At 56.1% G+C, this 18,178-nt stretch carries 9 protein-coding genes and 8 pseudogenes; 8 read left to right on the top strand and 9 right to left on the bottom strand.

Features of this window, described 5'->3' with window-relative positions; genetic code table 11:
- Positions 1 to 12: 12 nt before the first annotated feature.
- From tnpB (BLL42_RS28410) to BLL42_RS28400, 3 genes and pseudogenes are all read right to left on the bottom strand, one after another.
- Complete coding sequence (gene tnpB, locus BLL42_RS28410) at positions 13 to 417, bottom strand: IS66 family insertion sequence element accessory protein TnpB (protein ID WP_236722014.1); 405 nt, start codon at positions 415 to 417, stop codon at positions 13 to 15.
- A 349-nt stretch (positions 418 to 766) separates the two neighbouring features.
- A complete protein-coding gene (locus tag BLL42_RS30655) occupies positions 767 to 1,204 on the bottom strand; it encodes a hypothetical protein (RefSeq protein WP_236722013.1) in 438 nt (145 codons plus the stop codon).
- A gap of 89 nt (positions 1,205 to 1,293) precedes the next feature.
- Positions 1,294 to 1,584: pseudogene (locus BLL42_RS28400) on the bottom strand (integrase core domain-containing protein); the annotation flags it as partial.
- On the opposite strand from BLL42_RS28400, the pseudogene BLL42_RS30650 reads away from it, so the two are divergent.
- Together BLL42_RS30650 and BLL42_RS28390 are read left to right on the top strand one after the other, a co-directional pair.
- A pseudogene (locus tag BLL42_RS30650) lies at positions 1,580 to 1,915 on the top strand (hypothetical protein); the annotation flags it as partial. The pseudogenes BLL42_RS28400 and BLL42_RS30650 sit on opposite strands and share 5 nt — an antisense overlap.
- A 229-nt stretch (positions 1,916 to 2,144) precedes the next feature.
- Positions 2,145 to 2,405, top strand: a pseudogene (locus BLL42_RS28390) (phosphatase PAP2 family protein); the annotation flags it as partial.
- Here the strand turns inward: BLL42_RS28390 and BLL42_RS28385 are convergent.
- The 3 genes and pseudogenes from BLL42_RS28385 to BLL42_RS28375 form a co-directional block, all read right to left on the bottom strand.
- Positions 2,384 to 4,229 (bottom strand): annotated as a pseudogene (locus BLL42_RS28385) (CocE/NonD family hydrolase). The pseudogenes BLL42_RS28390 and BLL42_RS28385 overlap by 22 nt on opposite strands.
- An 88-nt stretch (positions 4,230 to 4,317) precedes the next feature.
- A pseudogene (locus BLL42_RS28380) lies at positions 4,318 to 5,760 on the bottom strand (YfcC family protein).
- Between the two features lie 106 nt (positions 5,761 to 5,866).
- Positions 5,867 to 6,787, bottom strand: a complete 921-nt coding sequence (locus BLL42_RS28375) for a LysR family transcriptional regulator (RefSeq protein ID WP_071556029.1) — start codon at positions 6,785 to 6,787, stop codon at positions 5,867 to 5,869.
- Between the two features lie 226 nt (positions 6,788 to 7,013).
- Between BLL42_RS28375 and BLL42_RS28370 the strand changes: the two genes are divergently transcribed.
- Entirely contained in the window at positions 7,014 to 8,237 is a 1,224-nt protein-coding gene (locus BLL42_RS28370) for an OprD family porin (protein WP_129587039.1), read from the top strand.
- A gap of 275 nt (positions 8,238 to 8,512) precedes the next feature.
- On the opposite strand, the gene katG is transcribed toward BLL42_RS28370, so the two are convergent.
- Positions 8,513 to 10,747: a catalase/peroxidase HPI gene (gene katG / locus BLL42_RS28365; protein ID WP_071556028.1), complete on the bottom strand. Its 2,235-nt coding sequence runs from the start codon at positions 10,745 to 10,747 to the stop codon at positions 8,513 to 8,515.
- 212 nt (positions 10,748 to 10,959) lie between these two features.
- Entirely contained in the window at positions 10,960 to 11,946 is a 987-nt protein-coding gene (locus BLL42_RS28360; protein WP_071556027.1) for a LysR substrate-binding domain-containing protein, read from the bottom strand.
- An 894-nt stretch (positions 11,947 to 12,840) separates the two neighbouring features.
- Here BLL42_RS28360 and BLL42_RS28355 point away from each other — a divergent pair.
- Both BLL42_RS28355 and BLL42_RS31215 read left to right on the top strand, forming a co-directional pair.
- A pseudogene (locus tag BLL42_RS28355) lies at positions 12,841 to 14,491 on the top strand (L-lactate permease).
- A 114-nt stretch (positions 14,492 to 14,605) separates the two neighbouring features.
- Positions 14,606 to 15,366 (top strand): annotated as a pseudogene (locus tag BLL42_RS31215) (alpha-hydroxy-acid oxidizing protein).
- A gap of 36 nt (positions 15,367 to 15,402) precedes the next feature.
- Here the strand turns inward: BLL42_RS31215 and BLL42_RS28345 are convergent.
- A pseudogene (locus tag BLL42_RS28345) lies at positions 15,403 to 15,834 on the bottom strand (transposase); the annotation flags it as partial.
- 101 nt (positions 15,835 to 15,935) lie between these two features.
- Between BLL42_RS28345 and tnpA the strand changes: the two are divergent.
- From tnpA to BLL42_RS29370, 3 genes are all read left to right on the top strand, one after another.
- A complete protein-coding gene (gene tnpA / locus BLL42_RS28340; protein WP_071556152.1) occupies positions 15,936 to 16,268 on the top strand; it encodes an IS66-like element accessory protein TnpA in 333 nt (110 codons plus the stop codon).
- Positions 16,265 to 16,621 carry an IS66 family insertion sequence element accessory protein TnpB gene (gene tnpB, locus BLL42_RS28335; RefSeq protein ID WP_150128050.1) on the top strand — a complete coding sequence of 119 codons (357 nt, stop codon included), beginning with the start codon at positions 16,265 to 16,267 and terminating at the stop codon, positions 16,619 to 16,621. Before tnpA ends, tnpB (BLL42_RS28335) begins: the two co-directional genes overlap by 4 nt.
- Positions 16,618 to 18,146, top strand: a protein-coding gene (locus BLL42_RS29370) for an IS3 family transposase (protein WP_129587038.1) whose coding sequence is annotated in 2 segments (ribosomal slippage) — positions 16,618 to 17,077 and positions 17,077 to 18,146 — 1,530 coding nt in all. Because the reading frame shifts where the segments join, the coding sequence is not laid out codon by codon here. The genes tnpB (BLL42_RS28335) and BLL42_RS29370 overlap by 4 nt, the downstream gene beginning before the upstream one ends.
- Positions 18,147 to 18,178: the final 32 nt, after the last annotated feature.

The following is an 18,178-nucleotide window of genomic DNA, read 5'->3' as shown; positions in this document are numbered from 1 at the left end:
GATTATACGGAATCAGGCCACAAATCGCGGCGTCAAAACCTGATGTGGGCGGTTTCGCCAGAGGTCGAAACCGTCGAGCATCCAGTTGAGTTCCTGGACGGTCAGGACAATCGCCTCGTCGGTGACATCGGGCGATGTTTTGAATCGTTCAGACTCCAGGCGCTTGAGCCAAAGGCAGAAGCCGTTGCGTTCCCAGTACAAAATCTTCACGCGGTTGCGGGGCTTGTTGAGGAAGACGAAGAGTACCGGGTCGAACACGGCGACCTTGATGTCCAGCTCGACCAGCGCAGCCAGGCCATCAATGGATTTTCGGAAGTCGACGGGCTTGGGGTACAGATACACTTTTTCGACTTTTGCGTCGGGTCGCATCATGGCGGATGGGCTCCAGAAAGAAATCGGGAGCACAGCATCCGGCATCAGCTAAGCGCTTTGAATATGGGGTTCATGGAGCGCTTACACTCGTTTTAGCATCCAGTTCGGAGTACCTATTCCCTGAACTGAGTTCAACCCTGGTTACACAAAAGTTCGGACACGCCTAGGTCCGAACGCAGAAAACTGATCGAGAAGGCCCGAGTTGGTTGTGTATCGATGGCCCTCTGCGATATCTCCGGCTGGATCCTGTTTTAGCTTGATCCTCACCTTGACGCGCTGCAGAAGGAAGCTGCTGCGGTATTTTTTGTTCACTCCCGTCGCCCCCGCAACGGACTCGTTAACGAGAACAAGAGCTTCCTCGAACTTACCCAGTTCGAGTTTCACCTGTGACAGATTATGAACCAACCAGATCCGGCCGCTCTTGTCTTTGATCGTCTCGAGAATAGTCTGCCTCCGCGTAGCGACCAAGTTTATAAAGCGTCTCGCCCCATTTGCGCTTCTGATAGGGGGCCGACGCTTTCAGCGTCTCAAAAGCTTCTAGAGCCCGGTTCAGGTAAACGGGTTTGTCGTCGACGCCCGCTGCGAGCAGCATGATCTCCGCATAGGAACCGCGGCTCTGGTCATCGTCCAGCATCAACGGTGTTGGTTCGGGCAGGCACGCCAGTACGCTTTCGACCCGCTCCGGTGCGTGCCAGACCATCGCACGGATGAAGTTCGCGACAGAGTGATAGCCTTGCGGTATACCGATGGTGGCACTGTACAGCGCTTCCGACAGAAACAGCTCCTCATGCTGGTTCGATGAGGTCGCTCGCCCAGGATTGACGCGCACCATTGAGCGCATCACCTAGTGCCATCAGCAGTGAGGGAGACACGCTGCCGGTGTCCAGCTTCTCAGCAATGATCTCTGACGCATTGTAGTGGTCAACGAATCCCGGACACGACGTTAAGTTTTTTCTCGGCCTGAGCTGGCGCCAGCCCAGCGTTGAATTGGTGCGGCCGAATCCAGTTGTACCGATGCATCAGATAATGGCTGATGTTTCGTTGTGCTTCTCGGGCTGTCATGTAGCCCACGGTCGGTATCCATTCTGTTTTCAAACTCCGGAACACACGTTCCATCGGTGCATTCTCCCAGCAGTTTCTACGACGACTCATGCTCTGGCGCATGCGATACCGCCAGAGTCGTTGGCGAAACTGACGGCTGCCATATTGCGCAGTGGAGGAGGGGGAGGATCGCGGCTACCACATTCATGCGGCTTTTTTCTTCAACGGGAACGAGGTATAGGCTGACGTCTACAAAGCTGTGCAGATTGGTGAACTATGGGAGCGTACTACTCGGGGGCAGGGCTACTTCAACAGCTGTAACCACGACAAGAAAAAGTACAAGCTGGGTATAGCCATGATCCTTCGTAGTGACCGGGAGATCCGCAGTCATATCCATTCTGCGATGCGCTATCTGGTCAAGGATGATCAGTCGTTGCGGCTCAAACCGTTGGGTGCTCGATGTTTGCGGATGGGGTATCTGAAGCGTCTTCGTCGAGGGTGAAGATGTCGGAAAACTACCGCCCTGCTCGCTACTGAGTAGGGCGGTTGCCGTAGTCCTGCAGTATATCGAAACGAGTTCGATACCAGTATGGTGTGGGCGTTGTATTGGTCGGCATTGAGCAGGCGATTAAACAACCTTGAACTGGTTGTTGCCGTAGTCCTTTATGATTTCGTAGTCGGGGTTGTACGTAACGAGCGTATGACCTACGCCAGCTGCAGCCGTTACTGTCACCATTTTGGCGCTGTACTTTGTTGCGTGCCGTTATCAGTGACGTTTTCCAGTGCCATTTTGTGGGGCTCATTGTTGCTCGGCTTCGTCTACGGCACCACACGGGCACTGCATGTCCCACACGTTCAGGGGCGGAATCTTTGTGTGGCTGGCGTGTTTGCTGACGGTGCTGGCGTTTTATGGGCAGGCGCGGTTGGCGTTGCCGATGCGGCGCAAATCCGCAACACCGGCCGCCCTGCGTCAGTCTGAATCGGTGGCCTGATGATTTAGATCCGCCAGCACTGCGGGTGCAAGGGTGGTCAGCACCAGGCGTGAGGCAAAGTCTGCGCACATATGAACCGTGTTGGTCGCGATGCGCTTGTGCAGGGACTGGCCCTCGGCCTCGCCACTGTTGGGATTGACGTCGAAGTGCGGGAAATTGCTGCTGGCGATGTCCAGCCGCACACGGTGCCCGCGTTTGAACAGGTTGCAGGTGGCAAACGGCTTGATCACGACTTTTACGCGTTGCCCCGGAGTCAGTAGCTGCGGCTTCTCCCACGAGTCGCGGTAACGGCAACGCACGATTCCGTCGGTGATGTTCATCGCATAGCCATCTGGATACACGTCCACCAGTTTGGCGGTGAAGTCGGTGTCGAGGCCGTCGCTTTCCACCCACAGTTCAATGCTTAGCGGGCCGGCGGCGATCAGATCCTCGGTCAATGGCAGGGTCTGGAAGCTCAGCACATCGACACGTTCGGCCAATGGCTGGTCATTACCTTGGGTACCGAAGAAATCCGCTCGCTCACGTTGATCGAACGCGCCACCGACGAATACCGGAGCGCCGGAGGTCAGCGCGCCGCCGACGGTCGGCACCGGATGATCGGGATCGGCGCGATAGCTCAGGCTCGACACCTTTGCCGAAGGCTGATCCGTGCTCAGTTGCCGCTGATCGTTCAGATACAGGCTCAGGGGCTGGCTGCCCGGAAGCGGCCACTGCGAGCTCTTCAACCAGCGCCCGCCATGTTGCAGTCGGCCGTGCTGATCCTTTGAACTGTCGCCCCCCCATCAGAAAGACCTGCACCGGCGCCGTGACCGCTGACTTGCGGGACTGATCCTTAAGCGAGCATTCAAACCAGTCCAGTCGACAATCCAGCCAGGTGCGTGCGACGTTGCCATCGAAGTTGGCCGCCACACCGAACTCGGCATCGCCGCTGTGACTGATATTGCGATCGCCGTGCAGCCACGGTCCCATGATCAAATGCTGGGCGCTGCGGTTGTGGCGGCTGAAGGCACGGTAGTTGGCCAGCGTTGAACTGACATACGCGTCGTACCAACTGGACATGAACAGCACCGGAATATCTGGCAGGTTGTCGTAATGTCCTTCGGCATAGATGCCGGGTTTTCGCCAGTAATCGCTGAAAGAACCCTGCGCCCATTGTTCCAGTAGATAAGCTTCGTACTCTGGCACATGGCGAATCGGTGAGTGTCCGGTCTGCCACGGCATGCGGGCGAACCACTGGTGAATGTCTTCTTGCTCGAGGGCTTCGCGGATCTTTGGGTTGGCTATCGCGGCGGGACTCTCCTTGGCCTGCCGCCAGGCCCACGTCGCCTGTTTCAATTCGAACGCGCCACCCTGACGAATGCCGCACTGGAACGCGTTCGCAAAGCCGCCGGAGTCGAGCACCATGCTTTTCAGTCCCTGTGGATGCAGGCAGGCCATCGCCAATTGTGTATGGGCCGCGTAGGACAAACCCATGCTGCCGATCCGTCCGTTGCACCAGGGTTGCTCGACGATCCAGGCGAGGGTGTCAAAACCGTCTTCGCCTTCCGAAGTGTATTTGGTGAACACGCCTTCGGAGGCGTAACGCCCGCGACAATCCTGAAAAATCGCCACGAAGCCTTGCGCGGTGAAACGCGCGGCCATGGCCCCACGGGAGATGTGCTGGGCGTCGAGTTGTTTTTCCGAGCGCGAGGGGCTGCTCTTGTTGTAGGGCGTGCGCTCAATCACCACCGGCCACGGCCCTGCGCTATCGGTTGGCAGGTAAATATCGGTAGCGAGGTGGACGCCATCACGCAGACGGATCATCTGGTCACGCAGCAAGCGCATGACGGGCAACACCTGTTCATTCAGCGAAGTCATATCAGAACCTTGTGAAAACCGGCGTCCGTTCCATTGCGGGTGGACGCCTTGGAACTCAGTAACCGGTGGTCACTGCGACCGCCAGCAGCGCCATCGCCAGCACGGTATAGATCAGGAACAACGGCAGGATGTAGCGCGCCCACTGACCCCAGCCGACTTGCGCAGTGGCGAGCAGCACCAGCAGACCGCTGGAGGTCGGGGTGATCATGTTAGTCAGGCCATTGCCGAGCAAAAACGCATACACCGTGGTTTGCGGGCTGACGCCGGAGAGTTGGCCGAGCGGGCCGAAGATCGGCATGGTCACGGCCGCCTGGCCTGAGGTGGACGGAATCAGTACATCCAGGCCCAGTTGCGAGAAGAACATCGCGAAGGCTGAAACCACTGGACCGTGATCGCTGACCACGCTGGCCAGACCGTTGACGATGGTGTCGAGCACCTGACCAGTGCTAAGGATGATTTCCACCGCGGTCGCCAGACCGATCAACACACCTGCGATCAGGACTTTTTTCATGCCTTCGACAAAAGCACTGGCGGCAGTGCTGGCGCCCATGCCGTGGATTGCTGCGAAGATCACGCTCAGCAGCAGATAGAACGCCGACAGTTCGTGGTACTTCCAGCCCCAGCGGTTTGACGCAAACACCATAAAGGCCACGCCGAAGGCCAGTGCCAGTAGGTTGAGTAGATGGCGCAACGGCAGCGGTTGGCTTTCGAAAATAATGACGGCGCTGGTGTCATAGCCGTGGCGACGAATGCTCCACAGCACGAAGACAATGCCAACGGCGAGGAACAATGCGTAAGCAGCAATGCGCATACTCATGCCGCTGAAAATCGGCAACCCGACCATCGGTTGCGCCACGGACAGCGCGACCGGATTGGTGATCGATGCCAGATAACCAATCTTCACTGAAATACAGACGATGGCCAGACCAATCAGGTTCGAAAGCCCCAGTCGATTGGCCATCGCGACCATCAGCGGCACGATCAGGATGAATTCCTTGGCCAGCCCCATGAAGGTGCCGCCGGCGGAGAACACCAGCATCAGCATCGGCACCAGCACATAAATGTTGCCGCGGGTCATGCCTAGTAAGCGTTCGAGCCCGGCGTCGATTACCCCGGCCTTGTTCAGCACGCCGAACATGCCGCCGATGAACAGCACCATGAAAATCAGACCCGCGCGTTTTTCGATACCTTGCGGGATCGCCATGAAACCTTCGATCAGCGATACCGGGCGGGCTACCGCATCCTAGGCTGTGCGTGGTTCGACAGCAAACAGATCAGTGAGGGAATGACTCTTTTCCATGACTTGATAAGAGCCCGGTACCACCAGTCCGTTCTGGCGCTGGAAGGTGCCGGAGTTGACTGCATAAGTGAACCCGATCGCGAGCAACACGATGCTCAGTAGGATGATGGCCGGATTGATGGTTTTGCGTACAGTCGGCTTGACGGGTTGCGTCTGACTTTCGGCAGCGCCCGTTTGTGTGAGGTTGATCTGGGACATGGCGGTGAACCCTTGGGTGTTATTGTTTTGAGTGTCAGTACTTCGATGAGGCAGACACTAGGGCAAACGCCAAGGGGCTACAACGTTATGCGTGGATCGGGTCGGACTATGCGTTTTTTGATGCGTGGACGGTATTCATCGACTCGTTCAGACGCTGTTTAAGATGGGCGGCAAAGGCACTCACTATCGGTGGACGCTGCTCGTCCTGACGGAACGCCAGACCGAATTCGTAGCGCAGTGCCGGGCGAAAAGGTCGGGTGGCGATGGGCAAGTGAGTGAAGTGACTGGCCAGCAATCCATTGACGATCGATACCCCCAGGCCCTCGGCGACAAAGCTGCAGGCGGCGCCGACCGAATGCACTTCGATGCGCACTTGCGGTGTCAAGTTGACGGCGCGAAACACCTGATTGAGTTCCGTGCGCAGGGCCCGCTGCCGGCCCAGCAACACCAGCGGCACGTTGCGCAGATGCTGCACTTCGATCACTGCATGACGGGTCAGCAGATGATCCGCGGGCATGACGCAGACGCCTTCGGTTTCCAGTACCGGTTCAATGTTGAAGTCGGACATCTCTGTAGGCAAACGCACGAAACCGAGATCGGCAGATCGGTCGAGCACGGCGCGCTCGATGGTGTCGTAGGAGCCAGTGAGCAACTCGATGACGATGTCGTCGTGACTCTTGAGAAATTCGGCAACGATTTTCGGCAGCAGCTCCTGGGTCATGCTGGTCGGCACACCCACCTTGAGCAGGCTTTTGCGCGAGCGACCGATACGCAGTTCATCGGCCATGCGTTGAATACGCTGCATGCCATCCACCAGGCCGGTGACCTCGACGAGCAGATCTTCGGCTTCCGGCGTAGCCATCAAACGGCCCTTTTTACGCAAGAACAAGGCGAAGCCCAATGCCTCTTCCAACTGCGTCAGCAAGCGGCTGACTGCCGATTGGGATAGCCCCATGCGAGTGGCGGCGCCGATGGTTGAACCGGTGGTCATGATGGCTTTGAAAGCCTCGAGTTGCTTAATATTCACGCTGCCGATTCCCCCTGTTTTTGCAACGGTGCACGCCTGCGGAAGCTTTCGCATAGCCTGATGCGCTTCTCGCATAACGTTGTGGGCGCGCTGTCGAGTCGTTAGTGTCCGCCGCAATGCGCCGCTGAGTCCAGCTTCGCAGACCAACAAAATCGAAACCCATCCCGATTGCGGGACCTTTGCGACTGCCCATAAAGCCGATAAATGCGGGGCTGAGGAAAATACCATGCGTGGACTGTTGACGAGAGGCGGCATTGTGTCCGCAGGATTGCTGGTGGGTCTGTCGCCAGAACTGATGGCACAAGGATTTTTCGAGGATTCTCAAGGTAAACTGACCTTGCGCAATTATTACTTCAACGATGGTTATCGCGACGGTGGTGAGGACCGCAAAGAGTGGGCGCAGGGTTTCTTGCTCAACCTGCAATCGGGCTACACCGAGGGTACGGTGGGGTTCGGTCTGGATGCGTTGGGCCTGGCTGGCCTGAAGCTCGACTCCAGTCCGACGCACGCTGGCACCGGTTTGCTGCCGGTGCACGACGATGGCCATGCAGCGGATGGTTTTTCCAGCCTGGGTATCACTGCAAAAATGCGTATCGGCGAAGCCGTGATCAAGACCGGTAACCTGATGCCGAAGATTCCGGTGCTGGTCTACAACGATGGGCGCCTGTTGCCGCAAACCTTTCGCGGTACGCAAATCGAGTACAGCGGCATCCGCGATCTGTACTTGCACAGCGGTCATCTGGACAGGTTCAAGCAGCGCAACTCCACCGACAGCGTCGATATCTATCCACAGGGCTACAACGGCGGCAAAGGCACTGGCTTTGATTTTGCCGGCGCCACTTACAAGTTCACGCCAACCCTCAGCGGCACCTGGTATTACGGGGAGATGCGCGAGTTCTACCGGCAGCAGTTTTTCGGTCTTGTGCACAAACTACCGATGGGCAGTGGCAGCCTGACCAGCGATTTGCGCTACTTCATCAGCGACGATGCAGGTGAGGCGCGCAATGGTGCGGTGGATGCCGATATGTTCAGCGGCCTTTTCACTTATCGTCTCGGCGGCCATGCACTTGGTCTGGGTTATCAGAAGGTCAGCGGCGATACGGCATTGCCCTACACCAGCGTGTCGACGGTCTATTCGTTCTCCAATGCCGGCGTCGGAAAGTTCATCCAGGCCGGTGAGCAGACCTGGATGCTGCGTTACGACTATGACTTCGCTGCGTTTGTGCCCGGCCTAAGCCTGATGACCCGTTACTACAAGGGCGAGAACGGGGACTACAAAGGACGCGAAGCCCGGGAGTGGGAATCCGATACGAATCTGCGATATGTCATACAGAGCAGCGCGTTCAAAGGCGTAGGCATCGAAGTGCGCAAAGCCACTTATCGTTCTACCTACGCCAGCGATCGAGATAATTATCGCCTGTACCTGACTTATGACATCGCGTTGTGGTGATTCAATACCTGACGAAGTAGTACGCCTGGGTGCCCGCACTTATCTGGCGGTGGCGGGTGTTCTCTACTTCCTGTTGGCTAAAACATCAGCGTGTGTGGGCTTGCTTTAGCCAGCGCCGGTAGTCTGAGTCACGCGTGGACAGCAGGGCTAGAAAAGCCCGCACGCGGCGGGCTATCCGATAAAGCGTTAGACACGAAAAAGTCTCCTGGGATAAGCGCCCTGCTCGGACAGTGGGCAGGGCGTTGTACGGTGACGGGCGGCTCACGCTCATTCGATTAAATATCGAAACGATCGAGGTTCATGACTTTGGTCCAGGCTTTGGCGAAGTCCTTGACGAACTTTTCCTTGGCATCACTTGCCGCATAGAACTCAGAGACTGCGCGCAGTTCCGAGTTGGAGCCAAATACCAGGTCAACCGGTGTGGCTACCCACTTGATATCACCGGTCTTGCGGTCGCGACCTTCGTAAACGCCTTCATCCGATGATTTGGACCAAACAGTCGACATGTCTATCAGGTTGACGAAGAAGTCGTTGGATAATGCGCCCGGACGGGTAGTGAGGACGCCATTTTTGGTGCCGTCAGTGTTCGCTCCAAGCGTTCGCATCCCCCCGACCAGTACCGTCATTTCTGGCGTGGTCAGTGTTAACAGGTTGGCTTTTTCGACCAACATTTTGGTCGGAGAGAGGCGAGCGTCTGCGCTGTAGTAGTTACGGAAACCGTCAGCCTTGGGCTCTAGTACGGCAAATGAGTTGATATCCGTCTTGTCTTGCGTGGTGTCCATACGCCCGAGCGTGACTGGTATTTGAATGGCGTAGCCGCCTTTTTTTGCGGCAGATTCGACGGCGCCGGAACCTGCAATTACGATCAAGTCGGCGAGTGAAACTTTTTTTCCACCTTTCTGGCTGGCGTTAAAGTTCTTCTGGATGGTTTCCAGCTTGGCGAGCACTTTCGTCAATTCAGTCGGGTTGTTGGCGCTCCAGTCTTTTTGCGGAGCAAGGCGCAAACGGGCGCCGTTGGCGCCACCGCGCATGTCGGAGCCACGGAACGTGGAGGCCGATGCCCACGCCGTACGCACGAGTTCACCCGTGCTCAGACCCGAGGCGAGCGCACCGGCCTTGAGTGATGCGATGTCCTTGGCATCGATCAGTTTGTGGTCGAGTGCTGGAATCGGGTCTTGCCAGATCAGTTCCTCTTTTGGCACATCAGCGCCAAGGTAGTGGGTGCGTGGACCAAGGTCACGGTGAGTAAGCTTGAACCACGCTTTGGCGTAGGCGAGTTCGAATGCTTTCGGGTTCTCAAGGAAGTGACGGGCTACTTTCTCGTAAGCAGGGTCGAAACGCAGCGCAAGGTCAGTGGTGAACATAATAGGGGCGTGGCGCTTATCTTTGATGTGAGCGTCAGGCACCATCGCTGCAGCCGACGGGTCTGACGGAATCCATTGCGTCGCACCTGCCGGGCTCTTGGTCTGAACCCATGTCCAGCCGAAGAGGTTGGACAGGTATTGATTGGTGAACGCTGCTGGGCTTGACGTCCAGGCACCTTCCAGCCCGCTGGTGATGGTGTCTTCGGCGTTACCTTTGCCACAGGTGTTTTTCCAACCCAAGCCTTGTTGTTCGGTCGGGGCGCTTGCAGGATCAGCGCCCAGGCAGCCTTCGGGCTTGTGCGCACCGTGGGATTTACCGAAGGTGTGGCCGCCAGCGATCAGTGCAACGGTTTCTTCGTCATTCATTCCCATACGTGCAAAGGTGTCGCGTATGTCGTGCGCGGCAGCGATTGGATCGGGTTTGCCGTTTGGACCTTCCGGGTTTACATAAATCAGGCCCATCTGCACCGCGGCCAGTGGTTTCTTCAGCTTACGGTCGCCGTGGTAACGCTCATCACCGAGCCAGTTGCTTTCAGGCCCCCAATAAACGAGATCGGGTTCCCAGTCATCCGCGCGACCGCCACCGAAACCGTAGGTTTTCATGCCCATCGATTCCATCGCCACGGTGCCCGTGAGCACCATCAGGTCGCCCCAAGAAATCTTGGCACCGTATTTCTCTTTGATAGGCCATAACAGACGACGTGCTTTGTCGAGACTCACGTTGTCCGGCCAATTGTTGAGCGGATCAAAGCGCTGCTGAGCACCATCAGAACCGCCACGACCATCCATCGTGCGGTAGGTGCCTGCGCTGTGCCACGCCATGCGGATAAAGAATGGGCCGTAATTGCCGTAATCCGCAGGCCACCAGTCTTGTGACTGGGTCAGCGTGGCCTTGATGTCTTTTTTCACTGCTTCCAAGTCAAGGCTGTTGAACGCCTTGGCATAGTTGAAATTGGCGTCTGCGGGACTGGAAGACGGGTTGTGTTGTCGCAACAAAGAAAGATCGAGACGGTTGGGCCACCAATCCTTGTTGGTCATTTGCTCCTGCTTGTCAGCCATGGAGGCTGCACCGGTGTTGTCCGCGTGTACGAGAGGAGAAAAACCAACTATCAGGGCGATCGCCAAGGGCAGTTTTTTTATGCGCATGGGGGCTTATCCTTGTAATTGAGATGGACCGAGCCAAGCGATAACTGGGCCTAAAACGTGTCTCAAATCAGACTCGGACTCTAAGTCCACCTCATTTCTCAGACAATTCACGTTGCCAATGGGCGCGATTGATAACCTGACTGGCGGATGCCGACGGTGAAATGCTTGCGATGGCTAGGGTCTGCCTGTTCACACCGTGGCAGCCAATGTTTTCAGGATCGCCAAGGCTCGGTTCCTACGGGCGCAGTGCGTCGTAGCGTGGTGGCCAGCAGATCGAATTCATGCGCGCGTGGATGCGAGCGGCGCCACACCAGCCCAATACGGCGGTGCTCATCTCCTCGCAGCGGTTTTATGCTCAGTCGGGTGGTGTCTGCGTAATGGGTCGCCAGCGCTGGCAACAACGTACAGCCGCGCCCTGCAGCGACCAAATGTTGCAGCGTTTCCAGACTGGTGGCGCGGCAGTCCGCTGAATCTTCAACCTGAAATTCACTGCGCCCGCAGGCTTCCAGGGCTTGCCCGCGCAGGCAATGACCATCGGTGAGCAACAACAATTTGAGGTCGCCGAGCGCTTCAATCGCTACATCGGCTTGGGCGGCCGCTGCGTGCCCCAGAGGTAGTGCTACCCAGAACGGCTCGTCGAACAACACCCGTTCATCGTGGGCTTCCAGATCAAGCAAATGCGGCAACCCCTGTACGGCGGCTTCACACCGTAGGCATTCGGCAGACCGCGACATTGTTTGTGCGAGAGGTCGCGGTAATGCCAGCAGAACGGTATCGATGGATTGAGTGTTCAGTCGCTCGCATAAATCGGCAGTCAAGCCTTCCTGAATCACCAACTGCAACTTGGGATGAGCGGCTTCCACTGCCCGCAGCAGATGGGGCAGGTAATAAGGCGCCAAGGTCGGGATGATGCCAAGCGTGAGCACGCCCTCCAGTGGATCGCGACGCGCGCGTGTCAACGCCAGAATGGTATCGGTTTCAGCCAAAATGTGTCGCGCGCGCTTGACAATTTGCTCGCCTGTGGGGGTGAGTGTGAAGTGCTTGCTCTGACGGTCGACCAGCACCTGACAGAGGTAGTCCTCCAGCTTGCGCAATTGAGTGGACAATGTGGATTGAGTGACGTGACAGGCGTCGGCGGCGCGTCCGAAATGACGGTGATCCGCCAATGCGACGAGATAACGTAGTTCTCGTAAGGTCATGAGAGTCTCATTTGAGAGGCGTTTGTCTGAGGGGCAAGGCATGCGACTCATCGTGACTGATGACGCGTGTCATCCCGCGGTCAATCAGTCTGCCCAAACGCACTGCAGGTTTGGCAGATACATATGGGTTCAACCAAGCGTGCTTTAGTTTTTGTGATAACCGAATTGGGTTCCGTTTTTTCGCAGCAGTGTGGCCAAACGCAGTAATGACGTTGAATTGGAAAAGACCAAGGCTAGCACCGAAGCAAAATTAACCATGCAAAACATAAGGTTTTTTCCTCGTCCGCTCTATTTGCGTGTGTGTGATGTCAATCAGCGTCCAATAGTTTCCAGTTGGCTACGCGGTTTTCATCTATTCCTTGCGCTGTTTTAAGCAAAACGAATCATTGCCGGTTTCGAAAATGTCGCAGTGTTGGTGTCGGTGTTTCGGCAAGCAGCTCGCGCCAGGTACTGGTCATGTCATGCAGCTGTAGGGTGTGAGTTGGGCTGTACGATCAATGGACATACTGTCCGCTCCGTAGCTGCTGCAATTGGCCAGCAGTTCGATGCGCAATTGCAGGTGTGCCGACAGTTCCAGTTGCATTGGACGAGCTGAAGCGGTTCACCCTAGGCCGAGCCAACCAAAATAACTTGAAACAAATTCATCCAGTGTGAAATTGACAGACCATAACCGTGCTTTTAGGCTGATCGGGCAGCATAAAATATTGATCTTACCAATTTACCATAGTGAAGCTATAACAATTCTAATAATTCCCGAGATCGCTCTCATGTTTCTTCTGCCCGATTGTCATACCGCACTACTGGACTCCTCTACTCCTCCGCGCACCACACTGCACTAAGAGAAGGACTCAGTATGTCACCCGGACTCCTCGCTCTACTCGCCTTCTCGCCGCGATGTTACTTATTGGCCTTCGCTGGCCGGCCAAAAGGGCTATGCCACTGGTCTATCTTCTCACCGCAGGCATTGCCTTGACCGTTTGGGACATGAGTTTCAATCGTGTACTAGCCTCAACTCTGCAAGGTTTGATCATTACTGCTGGCGTGCTGTGGATTATCTTCGGCGCCATCTTGCTGCTTAACACCCTCAAGCATTCGGGTGCGATCACGAACTATTCGTGCCGGCTTTGCCACCTTGAGCCCAGACCGACGTATTCAGGCGATCATTATCGCATGGCTGTTCGGCTGCTTTATCGAGGGAGCGTCAGGCTTTGGCACACCTGCTGCGATCGCGGCCCCCTTGCTGGTAGCGATAGGGTTCCCTGCTCTTGCGGCAGTGATCCTTGGCATGCTGGTACAAAGTACCCCTGTGTCCTTTGGCGCTGTTGGCACACCAATCATCATCGGGATCAATAGCGGTCTGGATAGCGCTGCTATCGGTACTGAACTGGTAGCCAAAGGTTCCAATTGGAATAGTTTCCTTCAGTTGATTACCAGTGAGGTGGTCATCATCCATGCCATTGTTGGTACCGTGATGCCGCTGATCATGGTGCTGATGTTAACTCGAGTATTCGGCCGTGAAAAAAGCTGGAAGGCTGGTTTCGCTGTACTGCCGTTTGCCCTGTTTGCCCTGTTTGCCGGTCTGGCTTTTACGCTGCCGTACGCCATCACAGGTGTTTTTCTCGGTCCAGAGTTTCCCTCATTATTGGGTGGCCTGATTGGTCTGGCTATTGTTACTCTCGCCGTTAAAGTCGGTTTCTTAGTACCCAAAAAGACCTGGGACTTTGCTCCGGCTAGCGAGTGGCCAAGCGAGTGGCTGGGTAGCATCGAGATGAAACTCGATAACCTCACTGCTAAACCTATGAGTACCCTGCGCGCATGGCTACCGTATGTATTGGTTGGGGCATTACTGGTGATCAGCCGGGTATTCCAGGAAGTTGGCGCCGCGCTTAAATCCGTAGTTTTGGTGTTTCCCAACATTCTAGGTGAAAGCGGTATCAAGGCAGACTTCATGCCTCTGTACCTCCCCGGCGGTATCCTCGTCGCGGTTGTACTGGCAACCTTCATACTGCACCGTATGAAGGTGCGTCAGTTAAGCGCCGCTTTCGGGGAATCAACCCGTGTACTGCTTGGCGCAGGTTTTGTGTTGCTATTTACCGTGCCGATGGTGCGCATCTTGATCAACTCCGGCGTCAACTCTGCAGAGCTAGCGAGCATGCCGATCACCATGGCACGCTTTGTAGCCGACAGTGTAGGCAGTATCTATCCACTGTTTGCCCCGAGCATCGGCGCTTTGGGGGCCTTTATCGCCGGCTCCAACACCGTCAGTAATATGATACTCAGTCAGTTCCAGTTTGGCGTGGCCACCAATTTAGGTATTTCCAGCGCCTTGATCGTTGCTGTACAAGCTATAGGCGCTGCTGCTGGAAGCATGATTGCCATTCACAACGTGGTCGCAGCCTCTGCGACTGTAGGGTTGCTCGGCCGAGAGGGCAGTATTTTGCGTAAGACTGTCTGGCCAACATTGTATTACGTGCTATTTACGGGGCTAATCACTTTGTTCGCAGTTTACGGACTCGGTCTTACCGACCCGCTTATGAGTGACTAAACAGAACCACCACTCGCGCCCCACAAATAGTGCGGGGCGCGAACTTACGCCCTAGCTGTTGACCGCACCTCTCTGCTGGACGACTACATGACTTACTGAATTAGGGTGAACTTCATGATTATTTCTGCGTCTACTGATTACCGCGCCGCCGCCCAACGAAAATTGCCCCCGTTCTTGTTTCATTACATTGATGGAGGCGCTAACGCGGAACGCGCACGCGCACGCGCACATTGCGCCGTAATGTCAGCGACCTGGCCGATATAGCGCTGCGCCAGCGGGTGCTGCGTGGCATGTCGCAATTGAGTCTGGAATCCCAGTTGCTTGGCGAGACTTTGGCCATGCCTGTCGCGCTTGCCCCCGTCGGATTGACCGGTATGTACGCCCGTCGTGGCGAAGTGCAAGCCGCCACAACCGCCGCCAAGGGTATTCCATTCACCATGTCCATCGTCTCATTGTGCGCGACTGCATTCCTGAGCATTTTAACAACTTCCCTGTGCTTATTGGCCAAACGCTGGCTGGCATTGGCAGACGAAGTTGAAAAACTCGACGCCATTCTGGACAACCTGACTCGCCAACATGCTCGCCGTTTACGTAAACAATTCGGCGTAGGCTCGCAAACGGCAGCCGTGCTGATTTCGACAGCAGGCGATAACCCGGAGCGCTTAAAAAGTGAAGCTGCTCTCGCCGCTCTCTGTGGGTTCAGTCCTTTACCAGCATCCTCGGGTAAAACGGTGCTACATCGTTCAAGCCGAGGAGGGAATCGGTCTGCGAACAACGCCCTGTGGACCACTGCAATGGTGCCCCCAAAACCCAAAGTTATGTCGCCCGGCGTAGTGTACAAGGTTTGTCTTCCAAAGAAGTTCAGCGCTGTTTAAAACGCTATATCGTTAGGGATCTGTACCGAATGGCACTTACTTAACGTGTTTCGGATGACCGTTCGCCTTTACCTCAGCCCTTGCCTGCGAACGTGGTTTGGTCATTAAAGGGTAGGTTTGGGGTCGTCGTTTAATAGCACGCGGCTCGATGCGGCTTGGGCGATTTCCAACACGTCGTTGGGCAATCAGTCTCAGCAATGTTGAAAAATCGTCTCTTTCGGGGGCGCCGTATTGCCTCATCGCCAGCCAAAGCTGGAGGCTGTGTTTGAAGCTCAGCTCTCGTGGTAAACAGTCTGCCAGCGCGGCCGACTGCACCATGATCATTCGGATCAGGTTGTGCGCCAGTAAATAAACCCACAACTCCTTGATGGCCATATCCGGCGTCTTGCAGCTCAGTTGCCCCAACCCCAGCGTCGTCTTGAGATTGCGTAAGTCCAGTTCCACATGCCAACGGCTTTTGTACAGCGTAACCGTCCGGGCAACACACCTTCCTGATGCCATCGCTTAGGGCGATGGTGTCCACCTAAATTTAAGTGGACACCATTTTTAGCCTATTTAAGCGGACGCCCATGCCACAAGAACGCCGTTCCTATTCAAAGTCCTTCAAGGCTCAGGTCATCGCCGAATGCGCACAGCCTGACACCTCGATTGCCAATATCGCCTTGACCCACAATCTCAATGCCAACCTCGTCCATAAATGGATTCGGGTGCATGCGCAGAAAAACCTGGCACTGCAAACTGCCTTTATCCCGGTTAAAGCCGCGCCGTCGATAGCAGCGCATCAAGCTCTTCCCGCTACGATCCGGATTGAGGTGCCTCATTCTAAAGGCGTAGTTGTGGTGAGTTGGCCGACAGAAAATGCAGCGTCGTGTTCCGCTTTCCTACGAGACCTGCTGCGATGATCCGCGTCGATTCCATCTGGCTCGCCACCGAGCCCATGGACATGCGCGCCGGCACTGAAACCGCGCTGGCGCGAGTTGTTGCGGTGTTCGGTGCGGCGAAGCCGCACTGTGCCTATCTGTTCGCCAACCGCCGTGCCAATCGCATGAAAGTGCTGGTGCATGACGGCGTGGGGGTTTGGCTTGCCGCCCGGCGTTTGAATCAAGGACGCTTCTTCTGGCCGAGTGTGCGACACGGCTCCGAAGTTGAGTTGGATGCCGAGCAACTTCAGGCCCTCCCCCGGTGTCAGGATAGTTGTCGCCTCTCTGGATTTACCCCCAAAAGCACACCGAGGGCGGAAAGAGACAGGTTGTGACGTACTATTCACCCGAACGTAAAGCCGCATTGCTGAAGATGTTGCTTCCCCCGCTGAGCCTGACCGTGGCTGAGGTTTGTCGCCGGGAAGGAGTCAGTGATGTATCGATGTACCTCTGGCGCAAGTTGGCCAACCAAGGAAGTAAAGTGCCAGACGACCTACTGCTTTCTGATAAATGGTCTGCTGAAGCCCGGTTTGCTGCCGTCCTTGAAACGGCTAGTCTGACGCAGCTTGAGTTGGGCGAATATTGCCGTCGAAACGGCCTGTACCCTGAACAGCTTAATGCCTGGCGTCAGGCCTGCATCAGCGGTCAAGAAGCGGTGCAGGCGCAAAAGATGGCTGATCATGAACAGACGCGCAAAGACAAGAAACGCATCCTGGAACTGGAGCGTGAACTGCGCCGTAAAGATGCTGCCTTGGCCGAAACCGCAGCGTTGTTAGTGCTGCGAAAAAAGCTCAACGATTACTGGGGGACCGACGACGAGGACAACTGACTTCTTTGCCGGAACGGCAGTTATTGGTCGGTTGGTTGATCGAAGCGATCGTAGCGGGAGCGCGAAAAATACGGGCCTGCCAAGAAGTCGGACTATCGCTCAGAACCTTGCAGCGCTGGACCCAACCGCCGGAGCTGCAAGCCGATGCGCGCAGCACCACCGTGCGGCCAAAACCGCGTAATGCTCTGAGCGAAATCGAGCGACACGCCATCGTGGCGCTGTGCAACAGCCCGACGTACGCGCATTTGCCTCCGAGCCAGATCGTTCCACGTTTGGCAGACGAGGCGCGGTATCTGGCGTCGGAAGCGACGTTTTATCGCGTCTTGCGAGCAGCCGGCCAACAGCACCATAGAGGCCGCAGTCGACGACCTCAGCGGGTTGTAATGCCAACAACACATGCGGCTCGGGAGCCCAACCAGGTGTGGTCGTGGGACATCACCTACCTTCCGGCGCCCATACGCAGCAAGTATTACTACCTGTATTTGATCTTGGATATTCACAGCCGCAAGGCAGTGGGTTGGGAAGTTTATGAAGAAGAGAGCGGAGAGAAAGCAGCTGCTCTGCTGCAACGCAGCGTGATCAGCGAGAAGTGCCTGCGTAAGCCGTTGGTGTTGCACTCTGATAACGGAGCACCGATGAAATCGCTGACGCTGTTAAGCAAGATGTACGAGCTGGGCATCACACCATCTCGTGGCCGACCGCGTGTGAGGTCACTGTTTAGAACGCTCAAGTATTGCCCGCAATGGCCCCTTGAAGGCTTCGCCAGCTTGGACGTAGCGCGGGGTTGGGTGAGGGATTTTATGCGCTGGTATAACAACGAACACAGGCACAGCCGGATCCGCTTCGTCACACCGTCAGAGCGCCATCTCGGGCAAGATCATCAGATCCTGACACGACGACGCGAGCTGTATGAGCAGGCACGTCAGAAAACTCCTGAGCGGTGGTCTGGACAAACACGCAACTGGGAGCCGATAGGAACGGTGCTGCTGAACCCGGATCGGGAACAGCAGGCCGTTAGAAAAGCGGCATAGAAAAACGGTTGACGCGACAACTACCTTGAAAA

It is taken from the genome of Pseudomonas frederiksbergensis (assembly GCF_001874645.1).
Lineage (GTDB): Bacteria > Pseudomonadota > Gammaproteobacteria > Pseudomonadales > Pseudomonadaceae > Aquipseudomonas > Aquipseudomonas frederiksbergensis_B.
This window is presented reverse-complemented; position numbering and strand designations above follow the sequence as displayed.

Coding starts and splice junctions, on each gene's coding strand:
- BLL42_RS28360 (WP_071556027.1), bottom strand. CDS start 11,946: ATGACCTTACGAGAACTACGTTATCTCGTCGCATTGGCGGATCACCGT.
- tnpB (WP_150128050.1), top strand. CDS start 16,265: ATGATCCGCGTCGATTCCATCTGGCTCGCCACCGAGCCCATGGACATG.
- tnpB (WP_236722014.1), bottom strand. CDS start 417: ATGCCGGATGCTGTGCTCCCGATTTCTTTCTGGAGCCCATCCGCCATG.
- BLL42_RS30655 (WP_236722013.1), bottom strand. CDS start 1,204: ATGGTGCGCGTCAATCCTGGGCGAGCGACCTCATCGAACCAGCATGAG.
- katG (WP_071556028.1), bottom strand. CDS start 10,747: ATGCGCATAAAAAAACTGCCCTTGGCGATCGCCCTGATAGTTGGTTTT.
- tnpA (WP_071556152.1), top strand. CDS start 15,936: ATGCCACAAGAACGCCGTTCCTATTCAAAGTCCTTCAAGGCTCAGGTC.
- BLL42_RS28370 (WP_129587039.1), top strand. CDS start 7,014: ATGCGTGGACTGTTGACGAGAGGCGGCATTGTGTCCGCAGGATTGCTG.